Origin of the sequence: Planococcus sp. 11815, assembly GCF_051096385.1 — a bacterium.
Taxonomy (GTDB): domain Bacteria; phylum Bacillota; class Bacilli; order Bacillales_A; family Planococcaceae; genus Planococcus; species Planococcus citreus.
The window spans coordinates 1,544,304-1,561,002 of record NZ_CP096991.1 but is presented as its reverse complement, the minus strand read 5'-3'; the positions used below and the strand labels follow the sequence as shown (position 1 = coordinate 1,561,002).

Sequence of the window (16,699 nt, the reverse complement as noted above, 5' to 3'; positions counted from 1 at the left end):
GCCCCCCTTAGTTTGCTTTTACGAGGAACAAAGGCTGACCGTATTCGACCAATTGGCCATCTTTGACTAGGATCTCAGCGATTTCCCCATCCACTTCTGCTTCGATTTCGTTAAAAAGCTTCATCGCTTCAACGATGCAAACGACTTGGTCTGCAGAAACTTTCGTTCCGACAGCTACATAAGCATCTTCTTCTGGTGATGGCGATTGGTAGAACGTGCCGACCATCGGAGACAGGATTTTGTGCAAATCTTCGTTTGACGCGTTGCCAGTTTCAGGCGCTTCCGTTTGCACCGGCTGTTCTGTTGGTGCAGCTTCAGCTGCTTCAACTTGTTTTGGAGCTGCTGGTGCAGGTGCCTGTGCAGGCTCTTCAACAGCTTTTGACTTTACGGCTGCTGATTGTGAAGGGTTGGATGAATTTTTCTTCATCTTCACTTTAACGCCTTCGAATTCATAGCTGAACTCGTCGATGGATGACTGATCCACCAATTTGATGATTTCGCGAATTTCTTGGATTTTCATATAATACCTACTCCCCTGTTATGTATTTAATTTTAGCTACTCCACCATTTTAGACTTTTTTGAATCATTTTGAAATAGCAAGGCCGACATTTTAAAAAAAGGCCCCTTAAAAGAGGCCTTTCCTACTTATTGGGCACGCGAGACGTATGAAGAATCGGTCGTATTGATGATTAGTTTATCCCCTTGGTTGATGAAGAATGGCACCTGGACAGAAAGCCCTGTTGTAAGAATCGCCGGTTTCGATCCGCCGCTTGCTGTGTCTCCTTTGATGCCTGGGTCTGTTTCAGCCACTTCCAAGACAACTGTGTTCGGCAATTCGACGCCCAGTACTTCGCCGTGGTATTGGATAACTTGTACATCCATGTTTTCCTGCAGGAATTTCAACTCATAGGCGATGCTCTTTTCCGGCAATTCGATCTGGTCGTAAGTTTCTGTATCCATGAATGCGTGCATATCGCCATTCGAATACAAATACTGCATTTTACGGTTATCGATTTGCGCCTTCGCGACTTTTTCACCGGCGCGGAATGTTTTTTCATTGACCGCTCCAGTGCGCAAGTTACGGAGCTTCGAACGGACGAATGCCGCACCTTTGCCCGGTTTGACGTGCTGGAATTCCATCACGCGCCAAATATCGTTATCCACTTCGATGGTCAATCCTGTTTTAAAATCGTTTACTGAAATCATAATAATAGTTCCTCCATTTGTTATAAAATGCGAAGCTCTTTTGAAGAATGCGTCAAGCGCTCATTCCCCGTTTCGGTAATCAGTATATCATCTTCTATGCGCACTCCGCCAATTCCCGGCAAATAGATGCCCGGTTCGACCGTGACAGCCATTCCGGGTTCAAGGACAGTTTCCGAACGGAACGACAGCCCCGGCCCTTCGTGGACCTCGAGACCGATGCCGTGGCCGGTTGAATGCCCGAACGCTTCCCCGTAGCCTTTTGACTTGATGTAATCGCGTGCGATGGCATCCGCTTCGATTCCCGTCATGCCCGGCTTGATTTTCTCCAGCGCCAGCACTTGTGAATCCAAGACCACTTGATATATTTCCTTAAGCTTGTCAGACGGTTCGCCGACTGCCACCGTGCGCGTGATGTCCGATACATAGCCATTGTACAAGGCGCCGAAATCGAGCGTGATCAAGTCGCCTTGTTCGATTTTCTTATTGGATGCAACGCCATGAGGCAATGCCGAGCGCAAGCCCGATGCGACGATGATGTCGAACGAAGAAGAAGTTGCGCCTTGTGAACGCATGAAGAATTCCAGTTCATTCGAAACTTCCAGTTCTGTCATTCCCGCCTTGATGTAAGAGCAGATATGTTCGAACGCATCGTCAGCAATCTTGGCTGCCGCTTTCAGCACTTCTAGTTCTTCAGGAGATTTCACCATGCGCAACTTTTCAATCAGACCGCTAACCGGTTCGAGCGTTGCAGATAATTTTTCCTGATACTGCGAATATGTGGCAAAGGTCATATAATCCTGTTCGAATGCCAACCGTTCGACTGCCGCTTCCTTAGCGATTCGCGCCACTTCGTCAATCAAGCCTTTTTGCGCTTGGACCACTTTGAATTCTTTGACTTGCTCTCCTGCTTGTTCAGTGTAGCGGAAATCGGTAATGAACCAAGCATCATTCGGCGTGATGAGCGCAAGCCCAGCCGTTCCGGTGAAGCCTGTAATAAAACGAAGATTATACGGATTTGTCACCAGCAGGGAATCCAGTTCCCGCTTTTGCATTTGTTCGCGCAGTTTCATCAATTTCATCAGTTTCATCCTTTCTGTTGTCGAAGCAAGAGCGACTGGAGCCCCAGCCGATAGACGTCCTTGCCGAAGCCGGCGATTTGCCCGATGGCTACCGGCGCGATATGGGAATAGTGGCGGAACTCTTCACGTGCGTGGATATTGGAAATATGTACTTCAACGACCGGCACTTGGACCGATGCGATGGCGTCGCGTATCGCGATGCTCGTATGCGTATAGGCACCGGCGTTCAAGACGATGCCGGAAATGGCATCATCGTCCGCACCGTGGATCCAGTCGATCAGTTCCCCTTCATGATTGGACTGCCGGCAGACCAACTCAAAGCCTTCACTGTCAGCAAAATCCACCAGTTCCTGCTCCAGCTCCTGCAATGTAAAGCTTCCGTACGCTTGTTTTTCGCGTTTGCCGAGACGGTTTAAATTGGGACCGTTCAACACCAGGACTCTCATGCCCTTGCACCCCTTTCTTGGCTTTCCTTTTCCATTTTAGCATACGATCAATTAGCGGCAAGCCAGAAGACGGAGACGCTTATGCAAACAAAAAAGCGGAAGCCTATTTTGGCTTCCGCTTTTTCAGAGTGTTGAAGAAGTCTATTAATCCATAACGAACTAGAATGGAGTCATTTTTTCTACATTCAATAATCAATGATCTTTCTAAGTATTGGGAGAAGCGTTCGCTCGACTCCTGTGGATTAGCGAGACGACCGAGACCCCGCAAGGCGCAAAGCGACTGAGGAGGCTTGGGCGCGAGCCCACGGAAAGCGAGCGATAAGCTTCGGAAAATACGATTTCTTACCTTTCTCAACAGCTTGAAAAAGCGGAAGCCTATTTGGCTTCCGCTTTTTGTCACTGGAGAATATTTCTCCGGCTATATGAAGTTTTTTGTTACAGTCCGCATTTCAATTGGGCTGCACAGTTCGTGCATGTATTGCATCCGCCCATTTCTTCCACTGTCCCTTTACGGCAAACAGGGCAGGTATTGCCTACTTCCGATCCGATCGTGACATTGGTCGAGCGCAAGTCTTGGATCGTGTCGATCAAGACGACTGGGCGCTTGCCAGTGTCTTCTTCCTTGTGGTCTTCTTCGAAAGTATTGTCTTCAGCTTTTAATGTCAGCACTTGTGAATCACGGCTGCCGTCGACGTAGACTGTGCCGCCTTTGGCCCCGCCTTTGTAGAGACGCTCATAGACGCCTTCAACCTGTTCGACGGTATAGCCTTTCGGCGCGTTGACCGTTTTCGAAATCGAGGAATCGATCCAGCGCTGGATAATGCACTGAACATCGGCATGCGCTTCTGGTGCGAGGTCCATTGACGTGATGAACGCCTGCGGCAAATTCTCTTCATCTGCGTCTGGGTTGTTCTTCAAGTATTCACGGACGATATCCGCTTTTACTTCGATGAATTTCCCGAGGCGCCCGCTGCGGTAATAAGTAAACGAATAATATGGTTCCAAGCCTGTCGATACGCCAACCATCGTACCAGTCGAGCCTGTCGGCGCAACCGTCAATAGATGGGAGTTGCGGATCCCTTTGTCGAGCACCGCTTGGCGAATTTCTTCCGGCATCCCTTGCATAAAGCCGGTTTCGGTAAATGCACGGCGCAAGTTCTCCGTTTCTGCATCTGTTTCGCCGACGAGGAATGGGAAGCTGCCGCGTTCTTCAGAGAGCTCTGTAGAAGCTTCATAAGCTGCGACTGCAATCGTCTTGAAGATCTCATCGACCAGCTCGTTGCCTTCCGGGGAGCCGTATTCACGGTCCGAATAGATGAGCAAATCGGCAAGGCCCATGACGCCAAGGCCTACACGGCGTTCGCCGAGTGCCTGGATGCGGTTTTCTTCCAGGAAATAAGGAGTTGCATCGATGACGTTGTCTTGCATGCGCACACCGACGCGCACCGTTTCTTTGAGAGCTTCAAAATCGACTTGCTTCGTTTTCGGATCAGCAAAGCGTGCCAAGTTGACAGCCGCCAAGTTGCAAACGGAATAAGGCGCAAGCGGCTGTTCACCGCACGGGTTCGTCGCTACGACTTTTTGGCCGTATGCAGTGGCATTCGTTTTTTCATTGGCATTATCTATGAAGAAGATACCAGGTTCTGCGGAATAGGTCGCGCATACATTGATCAAATTCCATAGTTCGCGCGCTTTGATCACGCGGTATGTGCGGACTTTATGGCCCATTTTTTCCCAATCGCGGACATCGCCGATCTTATGCCATTCTTCGTTATAGACCGCCATCTCTTCTTTCGAATACGATTCAACTGCCGGGAAGCGCAATTCGAAATCTTCGTCTTTTTCGACTGCTTCCATGAAGTCTTTCGTCAAGGTGACGGAAATATTGGCGCCAGTGAGGAATTCTTCGTTATGAACGGAGAACGTGCCGCCGTCGCGCAGTTTCGTTTCTGCATCGCGCATGATTTTTTCGTTGAATCCACCCATGCCCGGAATGGTCCGGTAGTTGAGCAAGCCTTGGTACATCGCTTCTTCCTGCTCAGTTAAAGGTTTGAATTTCAATTTATCGTTCGCCAGGCGTTTGATCGTTTCGTCTTCTGTGTTTTCGATCAAATAACGCAAAATACGCGGGTTTTGCATTTTGGAAATGATGAATTCCGCGATATCCGGATGCCAGTCAGCAAGCATGATCATCTGGGCGCCGCGGCGTGAACCGCCCTGTTCGACCAGATGCGTCAGTTTCGCGATATCGTCAAGCCACGAAACAGAACCGGATGATTTGCCGTTGACGCCACGAGCGAGTGTATTGCGCGGGCGAAGAGTCGAGCCGTTCGTCCCGACACCGCCTCCGCGGCTCATGATTTCCATCACTTGCTTGCGGTGGTCTGAGATGCCTTCACGCGAATCGGCGACAAATGGCATGACGTAGCAGTTGAAATACGTGACATCGGTGTCAGCGCCTGCCCCGTACAGCACACGGCCAGCCGGGACGAAATTCAAGTTGACGAGCTGCTCATAGAATTTCGTGAACCATTCACTTTGCTTTTCTGGGGTTTTCTCGACTGCAGAAAGGCCAGTGGCATTGCGTTTGGCGATTTGCTCGTAAAATACTTCGAGCGGTTTTTCGATAACATCGATCGGCCGGTTGACTATGCCTTGTTCTACTTCTTCAGGGTTATCGATGGCACTGCGGTAATCTTCTTCGATCCAGACGCGTGCTTTGTTCGCATCTTGGTCGATCGAGACGATATATCCGAGGCCGCGTGCTGGGAATTTCGGGTCTTCTTTGACCGTCAACACGACGAAATCGCCCGGCTTCAATGTGCTTTTGCTGGTGTCCTTGAAGGAATAGCGGTCGATCATGACCAGGCGGGATACGCCTTTATGGGTTTTCTTCATGTCCTTCGTTACCGCGTGGACTTGCGGGAAAGCTTCAATGTCTTTGTTCAGGGACTCGACGTTTAATGTATATTCGGATTGTGTGGCGGAAACCATTTGACAAATCCTCCTTTATATTATATGGAGTTAACACTATATATAGTATTATTACAATTCCCATGATACTATATATTGAAACTCACTCGCAATGACATTTTTCTGATGGAAAATTCGACTCGGCAGATAACCGAGCAATGACAAGGGTTTCGCGATTTGGCTTTTGTTAAAATGAGACGAAAGACACGTATGTTCGCATAAATCAGCGCAAAAATCGATTTAATTTCCTGTTGAAAGCACTTGACAACTGAAAGTCCAGCTACAGCGCGCTTCCTGCCCGCAGGCTTCACAGGATTGCCTCTGATTTGCCCCGATTACTGTAACATAGCCATTGAATATCCGTCACCTTATCTCTTATAATGAGTAAGTATAGAAAGGGGCAAGAACAGTGGAATTATTGTATATCACATTGGGTGTCGTCATCGCCATCCTCATTTTTGCGGTCGTCTCCTTCCTCCGCATCCGCAAAGCGGTCACCGATCTCAACCAGGAAGAATTTATCCAAGGCTACCGAAAAGCGCAGCTCATCGATGTCCGGGAACCAAAAGATTTCGCAGCCGGCCATATCCTCGGGGCGCGCAACATCCCGCAATCGCAATTGCGCCAGCGCTACAAGGAAATCCGCGCCGACAAACCGGTCTATCTGTACGACCAGAACGGGGCAAGAAGCGGACGCGTCGCATTGTTCCTGAAGAAAAAAGGCTATGAGCAATTGTTCCAATTGCAGGGCGGCTTCAAAAAATGGACAGGCAAAATCAAATCCAAATAATCAAAAACCCCGAAAGCAAATGCTTCCGGGGTTTTTTTTATGTCATTCGCTGTCTGTCGGTTTCTGGTAACGAAGAACCGGCTTGCGGGCTGCTTTCGTTTCATCCAGCCGGTTAATGACCGTCGTATGCGGCGCATTTTGGACGATCTCCGGATTTTCTTCCACTTCACGCGCAATCTGAATCATTGCATCGATAAAGTCATCCAGCGTTTCTTTCGATTCCGTCTCGGTCGGCTCGATCATCATGCCTTCTTCCACATTGAGCGGGAAGTAGATCGTCGGCGGATGGTAACCGAAGTCGAGCAGGCGCTTCGCCATGTCGAGCGTTCTGACACCGAGTTTCTTCTGGCGGCGCCCGCTCAACACAAATTCATGCTTGCAATGGCGGTCGTACGGCAAATCGAAATGAGGTGCGAGCCTTCTCATCATGTAGTTGGCGTTCAATACGGCATATTCAGTGACTTTCTTCAAGCCGTCCGGCCCCATTGTGCGGATATACGTATAGGCACGGACATTGATGCCGAAGTTGCCATAGAATGGCTTGACGCGTCCGATGGATTCAGGGCGGTCGTAATCGAATGTATAGCCTTCATCGGTCTTGACGAGGATCGGCTTCGGTAAATACGGGATCAGGTCCGCTTGGACGCCAACCGGGCCAGATCCTGGGCCGCCGCCGCCGTGCGGGCCTGTGAAGGTTTTGTGCAAGTTCAAATGGACAACGTCAAAGCCCATGTCGCCAGGGCGTGCTTTTGACATGACGGCGTTCAAGTTCGCCCCGTCGTAGTACAGCTTGCCGCCGACTTTGTGGATGATCGATGCCATTTCTAGGATGTCTTCTTCGAAAAGGCCAAGCGTGTTCGGGTTTGTCAGCATGAGTGCCGCGGTGTCGTCGCCGACTACACGCTTCAAGTCTTCCAGGTCGACAAGGCCGTGCTCGTTCGATTTAACAGTCACTGTCTCGAATCCAGCGACTGTTGCAGAAGCTGGGTTCGTTCCGTGGGCAGAATCCGGCACGATGACTTTCGTGCGGTTGAAATCACCATTTGCTTCGTGGAAAGCACGGATCATCATGAGACCCGTCCATTCACCGTGTGCACCCGCAGCGGGCTGAAGCGTCACTTCATCCATGCCGGTAATTTCCTTCAAATGTTCCTGAAGGTCATACATCAATTCCATCGCGCCTTGGACAGTCGATTCTTCCTGCAGCGGGTGGATGTTCGCGAACCCGGAGTAGCGGGCAACGGATTCATTGATTTTCGGATTGTATTTCATCGTGCACGAGCCGAGCGGATAGAATCCGGAATCAACGCCATGGTTGCGTTTTGAAAGCGCTGTGTAATGGCGCATGATGTCGAGTTCCGAGACTTCCGGCAATTCCGCAAACTCTTCGCGTACTAGTTCTTGGCCGAGCAATTCAGTCAAATCCACTTCCGGCACATCAAGTTCCGGCAGGCTGTAGCCGACACGGCCTTGTTTGGTCATTTCAAAAATGAGTGGCTGGTTGTCTTTATGCATGGGAAGCCTCCGTTTCTCGCACGAATGCATCGATTTCCTGTACAAACGCGTCGATTTCTTCTTTAGAACGCTGCTCAGTGACCGCAATCAGCATATGCCCTTGCAACTCGTCATAGCTCAAGCCAAGATCATAGCCGCCGATCATGCCTTTCTCAAACAAAGCCGCATTCAATTCCTTGACCGATGAGCCGAGCTTGACAGCAATTTCATTGAAATGGGCACCGTCGAATGCAATCTCGAATCCGGATTTCTTCAATTGTTGCTTCATGTAATGGGTCTTGGTAATGTTCTGCACGGCGATTTCCTTCGTGCCTTCCTTGCCGAGCGCTGTCATGGCAACAGAAGCCGCCAACGCATTTAAGGCTTGGTTCGAGCAAATATTCGACGTCGCTTTATCGCGGCGGATATGCTGTTCGCGCGCTTGCAAAGTCAATACGAATCCGCGTCTGCCTTCATCGTCTGTCGTTTCGCCGACAAGGCGTCCTGGAACTTTGCGCATCAATTTCTGCGTTACAGCGAAATAGCCGCAATGAGGGCCTCCGAACGCTTCAGGAATGCCGAACGGCTGTGCGTCGCCGACGGTAATATCTGCGCCGAATTTCCCAGGAGGCGTAAATGCGCCGAGTGCCAGAGGGTTGGACGATACCGTGAACAAAGCGCCTGCTTCGTGGACGATCGGCTCGATTTCTTTTAAGTTCTCAACTTGACCGAAAAAGTTCGGGTATTGGACCATGACGGTCGCGGTATTTTCATCGATCATTTCTTTCAAGGCGTCGATATCCGTGCGGCCGTCTTTGAGCGGAATTTCCACCACATCGATTGACTGCCCGAGTGCATACGTGCGGACAACATCTCTCGACTCCGGATGGACAGCACGGGAAACGAGGATTTTCTTGCGGCGCGTCTGGCCGGCTGCGAGCATGCCTGCTTCTGCGAGCGCTGTTCCGCCATCGTACATGGAAGAGTTCGCGATATCCATGCCGGTGAGTTCAGCGATCATTGTCTGGAATTCAAAGATCGCCTGCAATTCCCCTTGGGAGATTTCTGGCTGGTATGGCGTATAGGCTGTGTAAAATTCAGAACGGGAGATGACGTGATCGACAATGATCGGTTTGTAATGGTCATAGACACCCGCGCCGAGGAAAGAGGCATAGCGGACAGAATCCGCGTTCTTGCCGGCGAGCTGTGCCAATTCTTTCGTCAAGGCCGATTCAGATTTTGCAGGCTTGATGTTGTATTCGCCTTTAAAGCGTACTTTTTCAGGAATGTCCGAAAACAATTCGTCGATCGATTGGACGCCAATCGTCTCGAGCATGTCTTTTTCATCTTGGGAAGTCATTGGTAGATAGCGATGTTTCATCGTGTGCAGTCCCCTTCTTTATTCGGATTATTTAGAGCGTTTATAAAATGGCGCTGCGATAATTTTTGCTTTAAGCCGCTTATTGCGGATTTCGACATCCACTTCCGTGTCCAACTCATTATGCTTAGCATCCAGCAAAGCCAGCCCGATATTCTTTTTCAATGTCGGCGACTGTGTACCGGTGGTGACTTCGCCGATTTTCTCATCGCCCTTGTAAACTACATAGCCATGGCGCGGGATGCCCTTGTCGATCATTTCGATGCCGACGGATTTGCGGGGTACCCCGGCTTCTTTTTGATCCACCAAAGCCTGTTTTCCGATAAAGTCGGAGTCTTTTTTCAATTTGACGGCAAATCCGATGCCAGCTTCAAGCGGTGTGATGTCTTTCGACAATTCTTGCCCGTAAAGCGCAAGGCCCGCTTCAAAACGCAGCGTATCGCGTGCACCGAGTCCTGCTGGCACGACGCCTTCCGATTCACCTGTTTCCAAGATCCGGTCCCATAGTGCAGTGACAGCTTCTGGGCTGCCGTAGATTTCAAATCCATCTTCTCCCGTGTAGCCAGTGCGTGACACCAACACTCGCTGTCCAGCAACTTCTACTTGGTCCTTGAAGCGGAATGGGCGGATTGATGACAAGTCTTCCTCCGTCAACGCAGCCAGCACGTTCTCAGCTAGAGGCCCTTGCAACGCCAGCAAGCCAAAGCGTTCAGAAGCGTTATCCAGTTCGACTTCGCCTTCAAGATGTTTTTGCATCCATTCGAAATCCTTGTCGATATTCGATGCATTGACCACCAGCAGGTAGCGCTCATCTTCGAGTTTGTAGACGAGCAAATCATCGATCGTGCCACCGTCTTCATAACACATTGCTGTGTATTGCGCTTGGCCGTCCTGAAGCTTTGATACATCGTTGGTCAGCAATTTCTGTAAATAAGACAAGCTGTCCGGGCCCGAGACGAATATCTCGCCCATATGGGAAACATCGAATAATCCTGCTTTAGTGCGTACTGCTTCATGCTCGTCCTTGATGGAAGAAAATTGCACCGGCAATTCCCATCCGCCGAAATCGATCGTTTTGCCGCCGTAGCGGGCATACGAGTCAAACAAAGGTGTTCGCTTCAATTGTCCCAATCTTTTTCCCTCCTGTTTTCAAAGCGCACAAAAAAGGACAGAGAATTCCCTTTAAACTAAAAGGGAATTCTCTGTCCTGGCACCTGAAAGTTTACCGTAACGGCTTTCCTCATCGGTAGCTGCACATCGTCAGCATTCTCCAGAGATGCGTCCTGTACGAGTCTTTTTGCCTGAGAGATTCATGATGTAATCATTTGCTCCTTCGGCGACGCCAATGCGTTCTCTCCCCGTACAATCATCCGCCCAAATCAATGTTGAATTGGTCCATCCCGCTATACAGAATAGTATAACTTCGACTACATCCTAACATTGAAATGACGAAAGCGCAATCTTTTTTACCTTAACGCCTAAAACACGAATGTTTTATTATTATGCGTTCCAATCATTCGTTTTCAGGCGTTTAACTTGAAATGCAGCATATTGGGTAATCTGCCGCAGCGTGCGGTATTCGGTCCGTATGGTGATGTGCGCCGTCCGTTTGTAATCACGGTAACGCGATTTGTGGAGCGCTTCGATTTCCTCGCGCGTCGAGCGCCTGACGATCGGGCGGTTCGGGTCTTTATGGATACGCCGCCAGATTTCCTTGAACGGTGCATCCAAGAATAACACGAGCCCCGTCTGGCGCATGAGGCGCTGGTTCACTTTGCGCATTGTGACGCCACCACCGGTAGAGATGATGCAATGATCCTGTTGCAAATTTTGCAAAAATTCCGTTTCGAGATTCCTGAAATATTCTTCGCCAAAACGCTCGAAGATTTCCGGTATCGTCATGCCCATTTGACGGACGATTTCTTTGTCCATGTCATAATAGGGCATCTTCAATAAAAAACTTAGCCTCCTGCCGACCGCACTTTTGCCGCAGCCCATAAAACCGATCAAATATATTCTGTTCATTGTTCCCACCCGTACTACCCTACTCAGGGATTTTATTTTGCCCAATTTCCATCAGTAGTTGTATAGTAGCATTTCTATGAACATTTTCCAAACTATCATAAGTTTGATATTCAATCGCATAAAGCAGCACCATATGGGATAACAGCGCCAATGCGGACAGAAAGAACACGAGGGATAGCGGATAGACTGCGCCGGATTGGCTAATCAGGAAGCGAGAGCGCATAATCGGCCTCCTCCTTTGCGCCGCTTCTGAACTCCAACTGGATGGTTAAACGCTTGCCTTCCATTTGAAAAAAGCTGTTTTTCACATCGGTTAGCATGATTTCATGGCCAAGCTGGTCTTTTCTCTTGCGCACAACGCTGCCATACAATTCGATATCGTAAACAACCCCTTCACGAACAATGCGAACGCCTTTTCCATCGCGCATGATGTAAATTTGTTCGCTGCCATCCAGATACTGCTGCAGCTCCAGCGCAAACAGCCGGAACTCCGTTGCGCCGGAATCCAGATCCACCAGCATATGCGAACTGAACAAATAGAACATCGCGGCAAGCGGCAGTATGATCGATAATGCCAATAACTCCAGCAAGCTGTCGAGAAACGTAAATCCGTTTGACGATCGGATGTTCACTCGATGCATAAGCGCACCTGCTTTCCTTGAAAATCCACGTAGTCAACACAATGGCCATTCGCTTGCCAGGAATACAGTGTACCGTTCACCGAGCGCTGGCCTTCAATACTGCCTGTAGCGGCAATGGTTTTTGCTGCTTCGTGCAAGGTCTCATAAGCGGCGAGGCGCTCTTTTTTCAGTTCGAGCCTCACTTGCATATCATGGACGAGCGGCAGGAGCGAACCGAAGATTAGAAATACCATAAACAGGCTGAGCATCGTTTCCGCCACGGAGATGCCCTTGTCATTTTGAAACCACCACGCGCCCTTTTCCAAGATGGACCGTCACCGCCCTTTCACCGCTGCTGGTCGAAAAGCGCAAGGTGCCTGGCTGGCGGATCGAGCCATTCGGCATGAAGTATACTTCGCTAAGATTGCTGGATGCGTTCAAGCTGATCGACTTTGGCATGGTCCTGATGTATCCCGGATGGCTTAAGCCATACATTATTTCATAGCCCGGCTTATGGTCCCGGAAAGTCAAGACTACCGATGTCCCGAGTAAATAGCTCTGGCTTTGGGCATAATGGATGTCTTGTTCCAGCAACACAAAAAACCGGTCTTCTTCGCGCTTTTTTTCGAGCGGCGCAGCGGAAGCCACGACAAGTGAGGTACTGATTCCGACCGCAATCAACACGAGAAGCATTTCAATTAATGTAAAGCCTGAACTGCTTTTTAAGATGCTTTTGATGAGCTCACCACGCCGTCAACTGAAATATTGATCACTTCCCCGTTCGGGCAGCTCGTCTCTCCTGTTTTCAAATAGCCTTCGGATACCAAATCCGCCATCACCGGCACGGCTTTTTTATCCATTCGGTAGGATTCCACTTGACCCTGGACCATCTGCACAAATGCCTTACAGCCTTTTTCATCGACCGCCGATGTCTGTTTCGAGACATTCGGGATGGCGATAGCAATCAATACCGTGATGATCAACATGACGATCAACATTTCAATAAGTGTAAAGCCCCGTTGGTTTTTTAATCGTTTCATCGTATTCCTCCTTATATCGTATGGACGAGATTGTACATCGGCAAAAGAATCGCCAAATAGGCGGCGACGATACAAACGGCAATCAGCACAAAGAAACTGGGCTGGATGATTTTCAATGAACGCTGGGCTTGCAGTTCAATTCTGTCGAGCAACACTTCGCTATAGAGCATCAATTCTTTCCCGAGCATGCCGGTCGCTTCCCCGTGGCGGATGAACGCCGCCATATCGTTCGCCGCAAAGGCATGGCGGTCTACAGCAAATGACAGCGCGATACCGGTCTTGACTTCGTCATGCAGCGATTCAGCGATTTGGCTGATGATGGGATGATGACGCTGCATGCGCAGAAGCTTCAGCGCTTCCTGCAAGGAAATTCCGCTATGCAAAAGCGTGCCCAGCTCCCTAGAAGCGAGCTGCGACCAATAAAGCCGCATAACAGGCCCGATAACCGGCAGCTTAATCAATAACGCCATTTGGCGCTCGGCAGGCTGCCGCTTTAGGTATTCACGAAAGCCAAGAACCAATAACGCAGCAGCCGCGAAGACAGCAATCGCTATGTCCGGAATGCGCAGCAAATAAACCGGAACCCCGGCGCCTTCTTCGCCGTGCTGCAGCGAAGATATCAGGGCAGTCAGATTGGGCACATAATTGGTCCTGAAAAATAAGAACAAAGCGGCGGTAAGAATCAATAGTGAGACAGGATAGACGAGGATATTGCGAAGTTTCTTCTGCACTTCTTCAGTCCGCTTGAATCCGGCAGCGATGCCATGAATCGCTTCGCTGAGCTTGCCATGGAACTCAGCAATCTCGACCGGGAACAACACCCGCTCACGGAACCCAAGAAATTTCAGGACTTCAGCAGCATTGCCGCCACCCTTCAAGATTCGGTCCATGCCTGCAAGTGCTTCATCTACACGTTCTGTGTGCATCGGCAAAAGAAGCGTCATGGCGACGGGAAACAAATAGCCTTCCGACATCAACACCGAAAGCCTGGTCAAAAACTGGGCGCGCTCACGAAACGGCAAGCGCCTAGAACTCGAAACCGGAATGAAGCGCACCGATCCTCACCCCTTCCCGGATCTGTCCGCCGAACGATAAATGCTCGGGCAGTTGATAATCCTGCTGTTGTCTCGCCGAACGGATGGCATCGGCCAAACTTGCATCGCACAGAATTTCATATAACGCGCGATGCTTCGTTTCGAGCTGGTCCAAATCCTCGTACATCGGCACAATTTTCTGGGCAGCGATGCCGATGAGCGTCTGAAGCATGTCTTCATAAGGAATCCCAAGGTCATGGAGCCTGTGGAGGCAGCCGACCGAATGCCTGGCATGAATCGTCGAAAACACCAAATGCCCTGTCAATGCAGCCCGGACAGCTATTTCAGCGGTTTCGGCGTCACGGATTTCGCCGATCATGATAATGTCGGGATCGTGCCGTAAAATGGCTTTCAAGCCGGTCGCATAATTCATTCCCGACTTTTCGTTCACTTGGATTTGAAGAAAGGCAGGGTTTTGGCGCTCGACCGGGTCTTCGAGCGTGATGACATTTCGGTTGAGCCGTTCGGAACAGTGGCGCAAGAGAGAATACAAAGTGGTGGATTTGCCGCAACCGGTCGGTCCCGTCAGCAGCATCAAGCCCTGCCGTTCGCCGGCAAGTTTCTCGAGCAGCCTGGCTGAATCGCGGAACGCCGCCAATTCATCAAGAAATAACGCTGTGCTGTCTGGAATGACACGGATGACGATGCTTTCTTTCGTCATCACGGACGGCAATGTGGAAATTCGGAAATGGTGGGTATGGCCATTCATCTGAAGATGGAATGAGCCGGTTTGGGGTTTTCGTTTTTCGCTCATGTCCAAAAGGGAGAGGTATTTGAAGTAAGCAATCATGCGATCGCCTAAATCGAAGGGGATTTTCGCCACCGGCTTGAAATGGTTGTACGTGCGGTAGGTGATGCTGTAATCGCGGGGTTCTGGCCTGATGTGGATATCGGTGGTTTTTTCTTCTACGGCGGAATGCAATAGGTCGAAGCATCGCCGTTCAATGATATCTTGCATAGTCACCTCCTGTCCGGGTCTGCGAGCGGAGGCTGCCTCTCCGTTCCCCATTAGTATAAGCACACAGATGGCCTTTGAATATCGAAAATACCAAAATAATTATTTGAACGCCTCAAAGCCCTGAAATCCAGGCTTTCAGGGCAGGCACCTATAGCTTTAGACCGCTTTATGGATACACCTACACCGCTTTGTCACAAACTAGCCCGAAGTCCTTGTTTACACATAGACTCGTCTTCCTATATAATGAATAGGAGATTATTGTATTGTGGCAAAGGAGGGATTACCCATGGATAATATGTTTAAATTAATGGGATGGTGGACTGGAATCTTTGCAATTTTATTTTATGTCGGCGATATGGTAGAAGTATCATTGTTGATGGTTGCCAATACCGGCTTCTTCGTTCTTCTTGGATACTTAAACATTTCTGAACGCATGTACATGTATATTTTTGGAGCCTATCTGACAGTCTTTTTCGTTGGCTTTACTTACTACTCTACGTTCATCCACGTCCCAGGAGCAGGTCATTAATAGAAATTGAATGTGAACGCAAAAAAACGGCCATCTCGGCCGTTTTTTTTATGCCCTTTACATACGCAGGAAAGGATTATGCTGTTGTTCCTGTTTTGGGGTCGTCTCCGGGCCGTGCCCTGGGAACAGGAAGGTTTCTTCCGGCAGCGTCAATAGAGACTCACGGATTGATTTTAACAGCAGCTGTTCTGAGCCTTCCGCCAAATCAGTGCGCCCGATGCTTCCTGAAAATAAGGTGTCCCCGACGATCGCGAAGCGGTCTTGCGGAAAATAAAAGCTTACGCTGCCTGGCGAATGCCCAGGCGTATGGAACAACTCCATGTTGAACGGACCGATTTCAAGCGATTGTTCATCGGTGATCAATTCGTCTGCATCCGCTACTCGGTAATCCGGCAATGCCGCGTATTTACCCGAGCCGTTCAAATTCGGCCGCCCAAGGAAATCGCGTTCTTTATGATGAAGATAGACAGGGATTTTATATTTCTCCCTCAATTCGTCGACCGCCCCGATATGGTCAAAATGGGCGTGTGTCAGAAGAATCGCGAGCGGTGTCAATTGCTTGCGTTTCAGCACGTCCTGGATTTTACCAGCTTCTTCGCCAGGGTCGAAAATGACGCATTGTTTGCCTTCCCCTGATATGATGTAGCAATTCGTTTGCACTGGGCCTAGTTCCAGCCGATCGATTTTTAACATGACTTTCACCTCATTAGCAGTATATCATGAACACATTCTTTTGCTTGTTCAATAGAATGACATTTTTACGCCTCGACAAACTTGCAGAATTTCTTTACAATATAAAGAGTAGAAGACGGCACTGGCTGTTAAAGTTGAAGGGAGTGTCATAAGATGAGTTGGATTTTGATGGTTATTTTCGGCCTCACAGCAGTTCTTGCTGCAATCGGTACAGTTCAAACCCTAAAAAACAAAGAAGTTTTAGGATTCTTATTTAATTTTGGGACCTTTGTTATTTTCGGCGGTTTCACCGTTGCAACTCTCATTACACACGGTTACCCACCTGGCCTTCATTAAGAACGAAGAAACCGGCGCATTCATTGCGCCGGTTTTT

General features: G+C 49.4%; 19 protein-coding genes and 1 riboswitch. Of the genes, 3 read left to right on the top strand and 16 right to left on the bottom strand.

Annotated features, from left to right (window positions below):
* Positions 1–7 precede the first annotated feature (7 nt).
* From accB to M1Q06_RS07930, 5 genes are all read right to left on the bottom strand, one after another.
* Positions 8–520 carry an acetyl-CoA carboxylase biotin carboxyl carrier protein gene (accB, locus tag M1Q06_RS07950; protein ID WP_121299945.1) on the bottom strand — a complete coding sequence of 171 codons (513 nt, stop codon included), beginning with the start codon at positions 518–520 and terminating at the stop codon, positions 8–10.
* A gap of 126 nt (positions 521–646) precedes the next feature.
* A complete protein-coding gene (gene efp, locus M1Q06_RS07945; protein WP_121299947.1) occupies positions 647–1,207 on the bottom strand; it encodes an elongation factor P in 561 nt (186 codons plus the stop codon).
* Positions 1,208–1,227: 20 nt separating this feature from the next.
* Positions 1,228–2,286, bottom strand: coding sequence for a M24 family metallopeptidase (locus tag M1Q06_RS07940; protein WP_121299949.1), 1,059 nt, complete (start codon positions 2,284–2,286; stop codon positions 1,228–1,230).
* Positions 2,287–2,291: 5 nt separating this feature from the next.
* Complete coding sequence (gene aroQ, locus M1Q06_RS07935) at positions 2,292–2,732, bottom strand: type II 3-dehydroquinate dehydratase (protein WP_434402661.1); 441 nt, start codon at positions 2,730–2,732, stop codon at positions 2,292–2,294.
* A 435-nt stretch (positions 2,733–3,167) separates the two neighbouring features.
* Positions 3,168–5,726 (bottom strand): vitamin B12-dependent ribonucleotide reductase, encoded by a 2,559-nt coding sequence (locus M1Q06_RS07930; RefSeq protein ID WP_434402659.1) that lies wholly within the window; start codon positions 5,724–5,726, stop codon positions 3,168–3,170.
* A gap of 388 nt (positions 5,727–6,114) precedes the next feature.
* Here M1Q06_RS07930 and M1Q06_RS07925 point away from each other — a divergent pair, with 388 nt between their 5' ends.
* Complete coding sequence (locus M1Q06_RS07925) at positions 6,115–6,495, top strand: rhodanese-like domain-containing protein (RefSeq protein ID WP_058380884.1); 381 nt, start codon at positions 6,115–6,117, stop codon at positions 6,493–6,495.
* Positions 6,496–6,537: 42 nt separating this feature from the next.
* Here M1Q06_RS07925 and gcvPB read toward each other — a convergent pair whose 3' ends face one another.
* The 10 genes from gcvPB to comGA form a co-directional block, all read right to left on the bottom strand.
* Entirely contained in the window at positions 6,538–8,010 is a 1,473-nt protein-coding gene (gene gcvPB / locus M1Q06_RS07920) for an aminomethyl-transferring glycine dehydrogenase subunit GcvPB (RefSeq protein ID WP_121299955.1), read from the bottom strand.
* Positions 8,003–9,370 carry an aminomethyl-transferring glycine dehydrogenase subunit GcvPA gene (gene gcvPA, locus M1Q06_RS07915; protein ID WP_434402657.1) on the bottom strand — a complete coding sequence of 456 codons (1,368 nt, stop codon included), beginning with the start codon at positions 9,368–9,370 and terminating at the stop codon, positions 8,003–8,005. Before gcvPA ends, gcvPB begins: the two co-directional genes overlap by 8 nt.
* Positions 9,371–9,397: 27 nt before the next feature.
* The gene (gene gcvT, locus M1Q06_RS07910) at positions 9,398–10,498 is read right to left on the bottom strand and encodes a glycine cleavage system aminomethyltransferase GcvT (RefSeq protein ID WP_434402656.1); all 1,101 of its coding nucleotides are present in this window, start codon (positions 10,496–10,498) and stop codon (positions 9,398–9,400) included.
* Positions 10,499–10,646: 148 nt separating this feature from the next.
* A riboswitch (glycine riboswitch) is annotated at positions 10,647–10,737 on the bottom strand.
* A 130-nt stretch (positions 10,738–10,867) separates the two neighbouring features.
* Positions 10,868–11,392 (bottom strand): shikimate kinase, encoded by a 525-nt coding sequence (locus M1Q06_RS07905; protein ID WP_434402654.1) that lies wholly within the window; start codon positions 11,390–11,392, stop codon positions 10,868–10,870.
* A gap of 200 nt (positions 11,393–11,592) precedes the next feature.
* Positions 11,593–12,033: a competence type IV pilus minor pilin ComGF gene (locus M1Q06_RS07900; protein WP_434402652.1), complete on the bottom strand. Its 441-nt coding sequence runs from the start codon at positions 12,031–12,033 to the stop codon at positions 11,593–11,595.
* Positions 12,021–12,293, bottom strand: coding sequence for a hypothetical protein (locus M1Q06_RS07895; protein ID WP_434402650.1), 273 nt, complete (start codon positions 12,291–12,293; stop codon positions 12,021–12,023). Before M1Q06_RS07895 ends, M1Q06_RS07900 begins: the two co-directional genes overlap by 13 nt.
* A 13-nt stretch (positions 12,294–12,306) precedes the next feature.
* Positions 12,307–12,741, bottom strand: coding sequence for a competence type IV pilus minor pilin ComGD (gene comGD / locus M1Q06_RS07890; RefSeq protein WP_434402849.1), 435 nt, complete (start codon positions 12,739–12,741; stop codon positions 12,307–12,309).
* The gene (gene comGC, locus M1Q06_RS07885; protein ID WP_058380892.1) at positions 12,735–13,052 is read right to left on the bottom strand and encodes a competence type IV pilus major pilin ComGC; all 318 of its coding nucleotides are present in this window, start codon (positions 13,050–13,052) and stop codon (positions 12,735–12,737) included. Before comGC ends, comGD begins: the two co-directional genes overlap by 7 nt.
* An 11-nt stretch (positions 13,053–13,063) precedes the next feature.
* A complete protein-coding gene (gene comGB, locus M1Q06_RS07880) occupies positions 13,064–14,107 on the bottom strand; it encodes a competence type IV pilus assembly protein ComGB (RefSeq protein WP_434402648.1) in 1,044 nt (347 codons plus the stop codon).
* Positions 14,079–15,104 (bottom strand): competence type IV pilus ATPase ComGA, encoded by a 1,026-nt coding sequence (gene comGA / locus M1Q06_RS07875; RefSeq protein ID WP_434402646.1) that lies wholly within the window; start codon positions 15,102–15,104, stop codon positions 14,079–14,081. The genes comGB and comGA overlap by 29 nt, the downstream gene beginning before the upstream one ends.
* 286 nt (positions 15,105–15,390) lie before the next feature.
* Here comGA and M1Q06_RS07870 point away from each other — a divergent pair, with 286 nt between their 5' ends.
* Positions 15,391–15,633 carry a DUF2626 domain-containing protein gene (locus M1Q06_RS07870; RefSeq protein WP_058380895.1) on the top strand — a complete coding sequence of 81 codons (243 nt, stop codon included), beginning with the start codon at positions 15,391–15,393 and terminating at the stop codon, positions 15,631–15,633.
* A 57-nt stretch (positions 15,634–15,690) separates the two neighbouring features.
* Here the strand turns inward: M1Q06_RS07870 and M1Q06_RS07865 are convergent, their stop codons facing one another.
* Entirely contained in the window at positions 15,691–16,326 is a 636-nt protein-coding gene (locus tag M1Q06_RS07865) for an MBL fold metallo-hydrolase (protein WP_121299970.1), read from the bottom strand.
* A gap of 153 nt (positions 16,327–16,479) precedes the next feature.
* Here M1Q06_RS07865 and M1Q06_RS07860 point away from each other — a divergent pair, with 153 nt between their 5' ends.
* Positions 16,480–16,662, top strand: coding sequence for a DUF2759 domain-containing protein (locus tag M1Q06_RS07860; RefSeq protein ID WP_068869055.1), 183 nt, complete (start codon positions 16,480–16,482; stop codon positions 16,660–16,662).
* Positions 16,663–16,699 lie beyond the last annotated feature (37 nt).

Bases quoted from the DNA above. Each gene is read 5' to 3' on its own strand.
- accB (WP_121299945.1), bottom strand. From the start codon at position 520: ATGAAAATCCAAGAAATTCGCGAAATCATCAAATTGGTGGATCAGTCA.
- efp (WP_121299947.1), bottom strand. From the start codon at position 1,207: ATGATTTCAGTAAACGATTTTAAAACAGGATTGACCATCGAAGTGGAT.
- M1Q06_RS07940 (WP_121299949.1), bottom strand. From the start codon at position 2,286: ATGAAATTGATGAAACTGCGCGAACAAATGCAAAAGCGGGAACTGGAT.
- aroQ (WP_434402661.1), bottom strand. From the start codon at position 2,732: ATGAGAGTCCTGGTGTTGAACGGTCCCAATTTAAACCGTCTCGGCAAA.
- M1Q06_RS07930 (WP_434402659.1), bottom strand. From the start codon at position 5,726: ATGGTTTCCGCCACACAATCCGAATATACATTAAACGTCGAGTCCCTG.
- gcvPB (WP_121299955.1), bottom strand. From the start codon at position 8,010: ATGCATAAAGACAACCAGCCACTCATTTTTGAAATGACCAAACAAGGC.
- gcvPA (WP_434402657.1), bottom strand. From the start codon at position 9,370: ATGAAACATCGCTATCTACCAATGACTTCCCAAGATGAAAAAGACATG.
- M1Q06_RS07905 (WP_434402654.1), bottom strand. From the start codon at position 11,392: ATGAACAGAATATATTTGATCGGTTTTATGGGCTGCGGCAAAAGTGCG.
- M1Q06_RS07900 (WP_434402652.1), bottom strand. From the start codon at position 12,033: ATGCATCGAGTGAACATCCGATCGTCAAACGGATTTACGTTTCTCGAC.
- comGC (WP_058380892.1), bottom strand. From the start codon at position 13,052: ATGAAACGATTAAAAAACCAACGGGGCTTTACACTTATTGAAATGTTG.
- comGA (WP_434402646.1), bottom strand. From the start codon at position 15,104: ATGCAAGATATCATTGAACGGCGATGCTTCGACCTATTGCATTCCGCC.
- M1Q06_RS07870 (WP_058380895.1), top strand. From the start codon at position 15,391: ATGGATAATATGTTTAAATTAATGGGATGGTGGACTGGAATCTTTGCA.
- M1Q06_RS07865 (WP_121299970.1), bottom strand. From the start codon at position 16,326: ATGTTAAAAATCGATCGGCTGGAACTAGGCCCAGTGCAAACGAATTGC.
- M1Q06_RS07860 (WP_068869055.1), top strand. From the start codon at position 16,480: ATGAGTTGGATTTTGATGGTTATTTTCGGCCTCACAGCAGTTCTTGCT.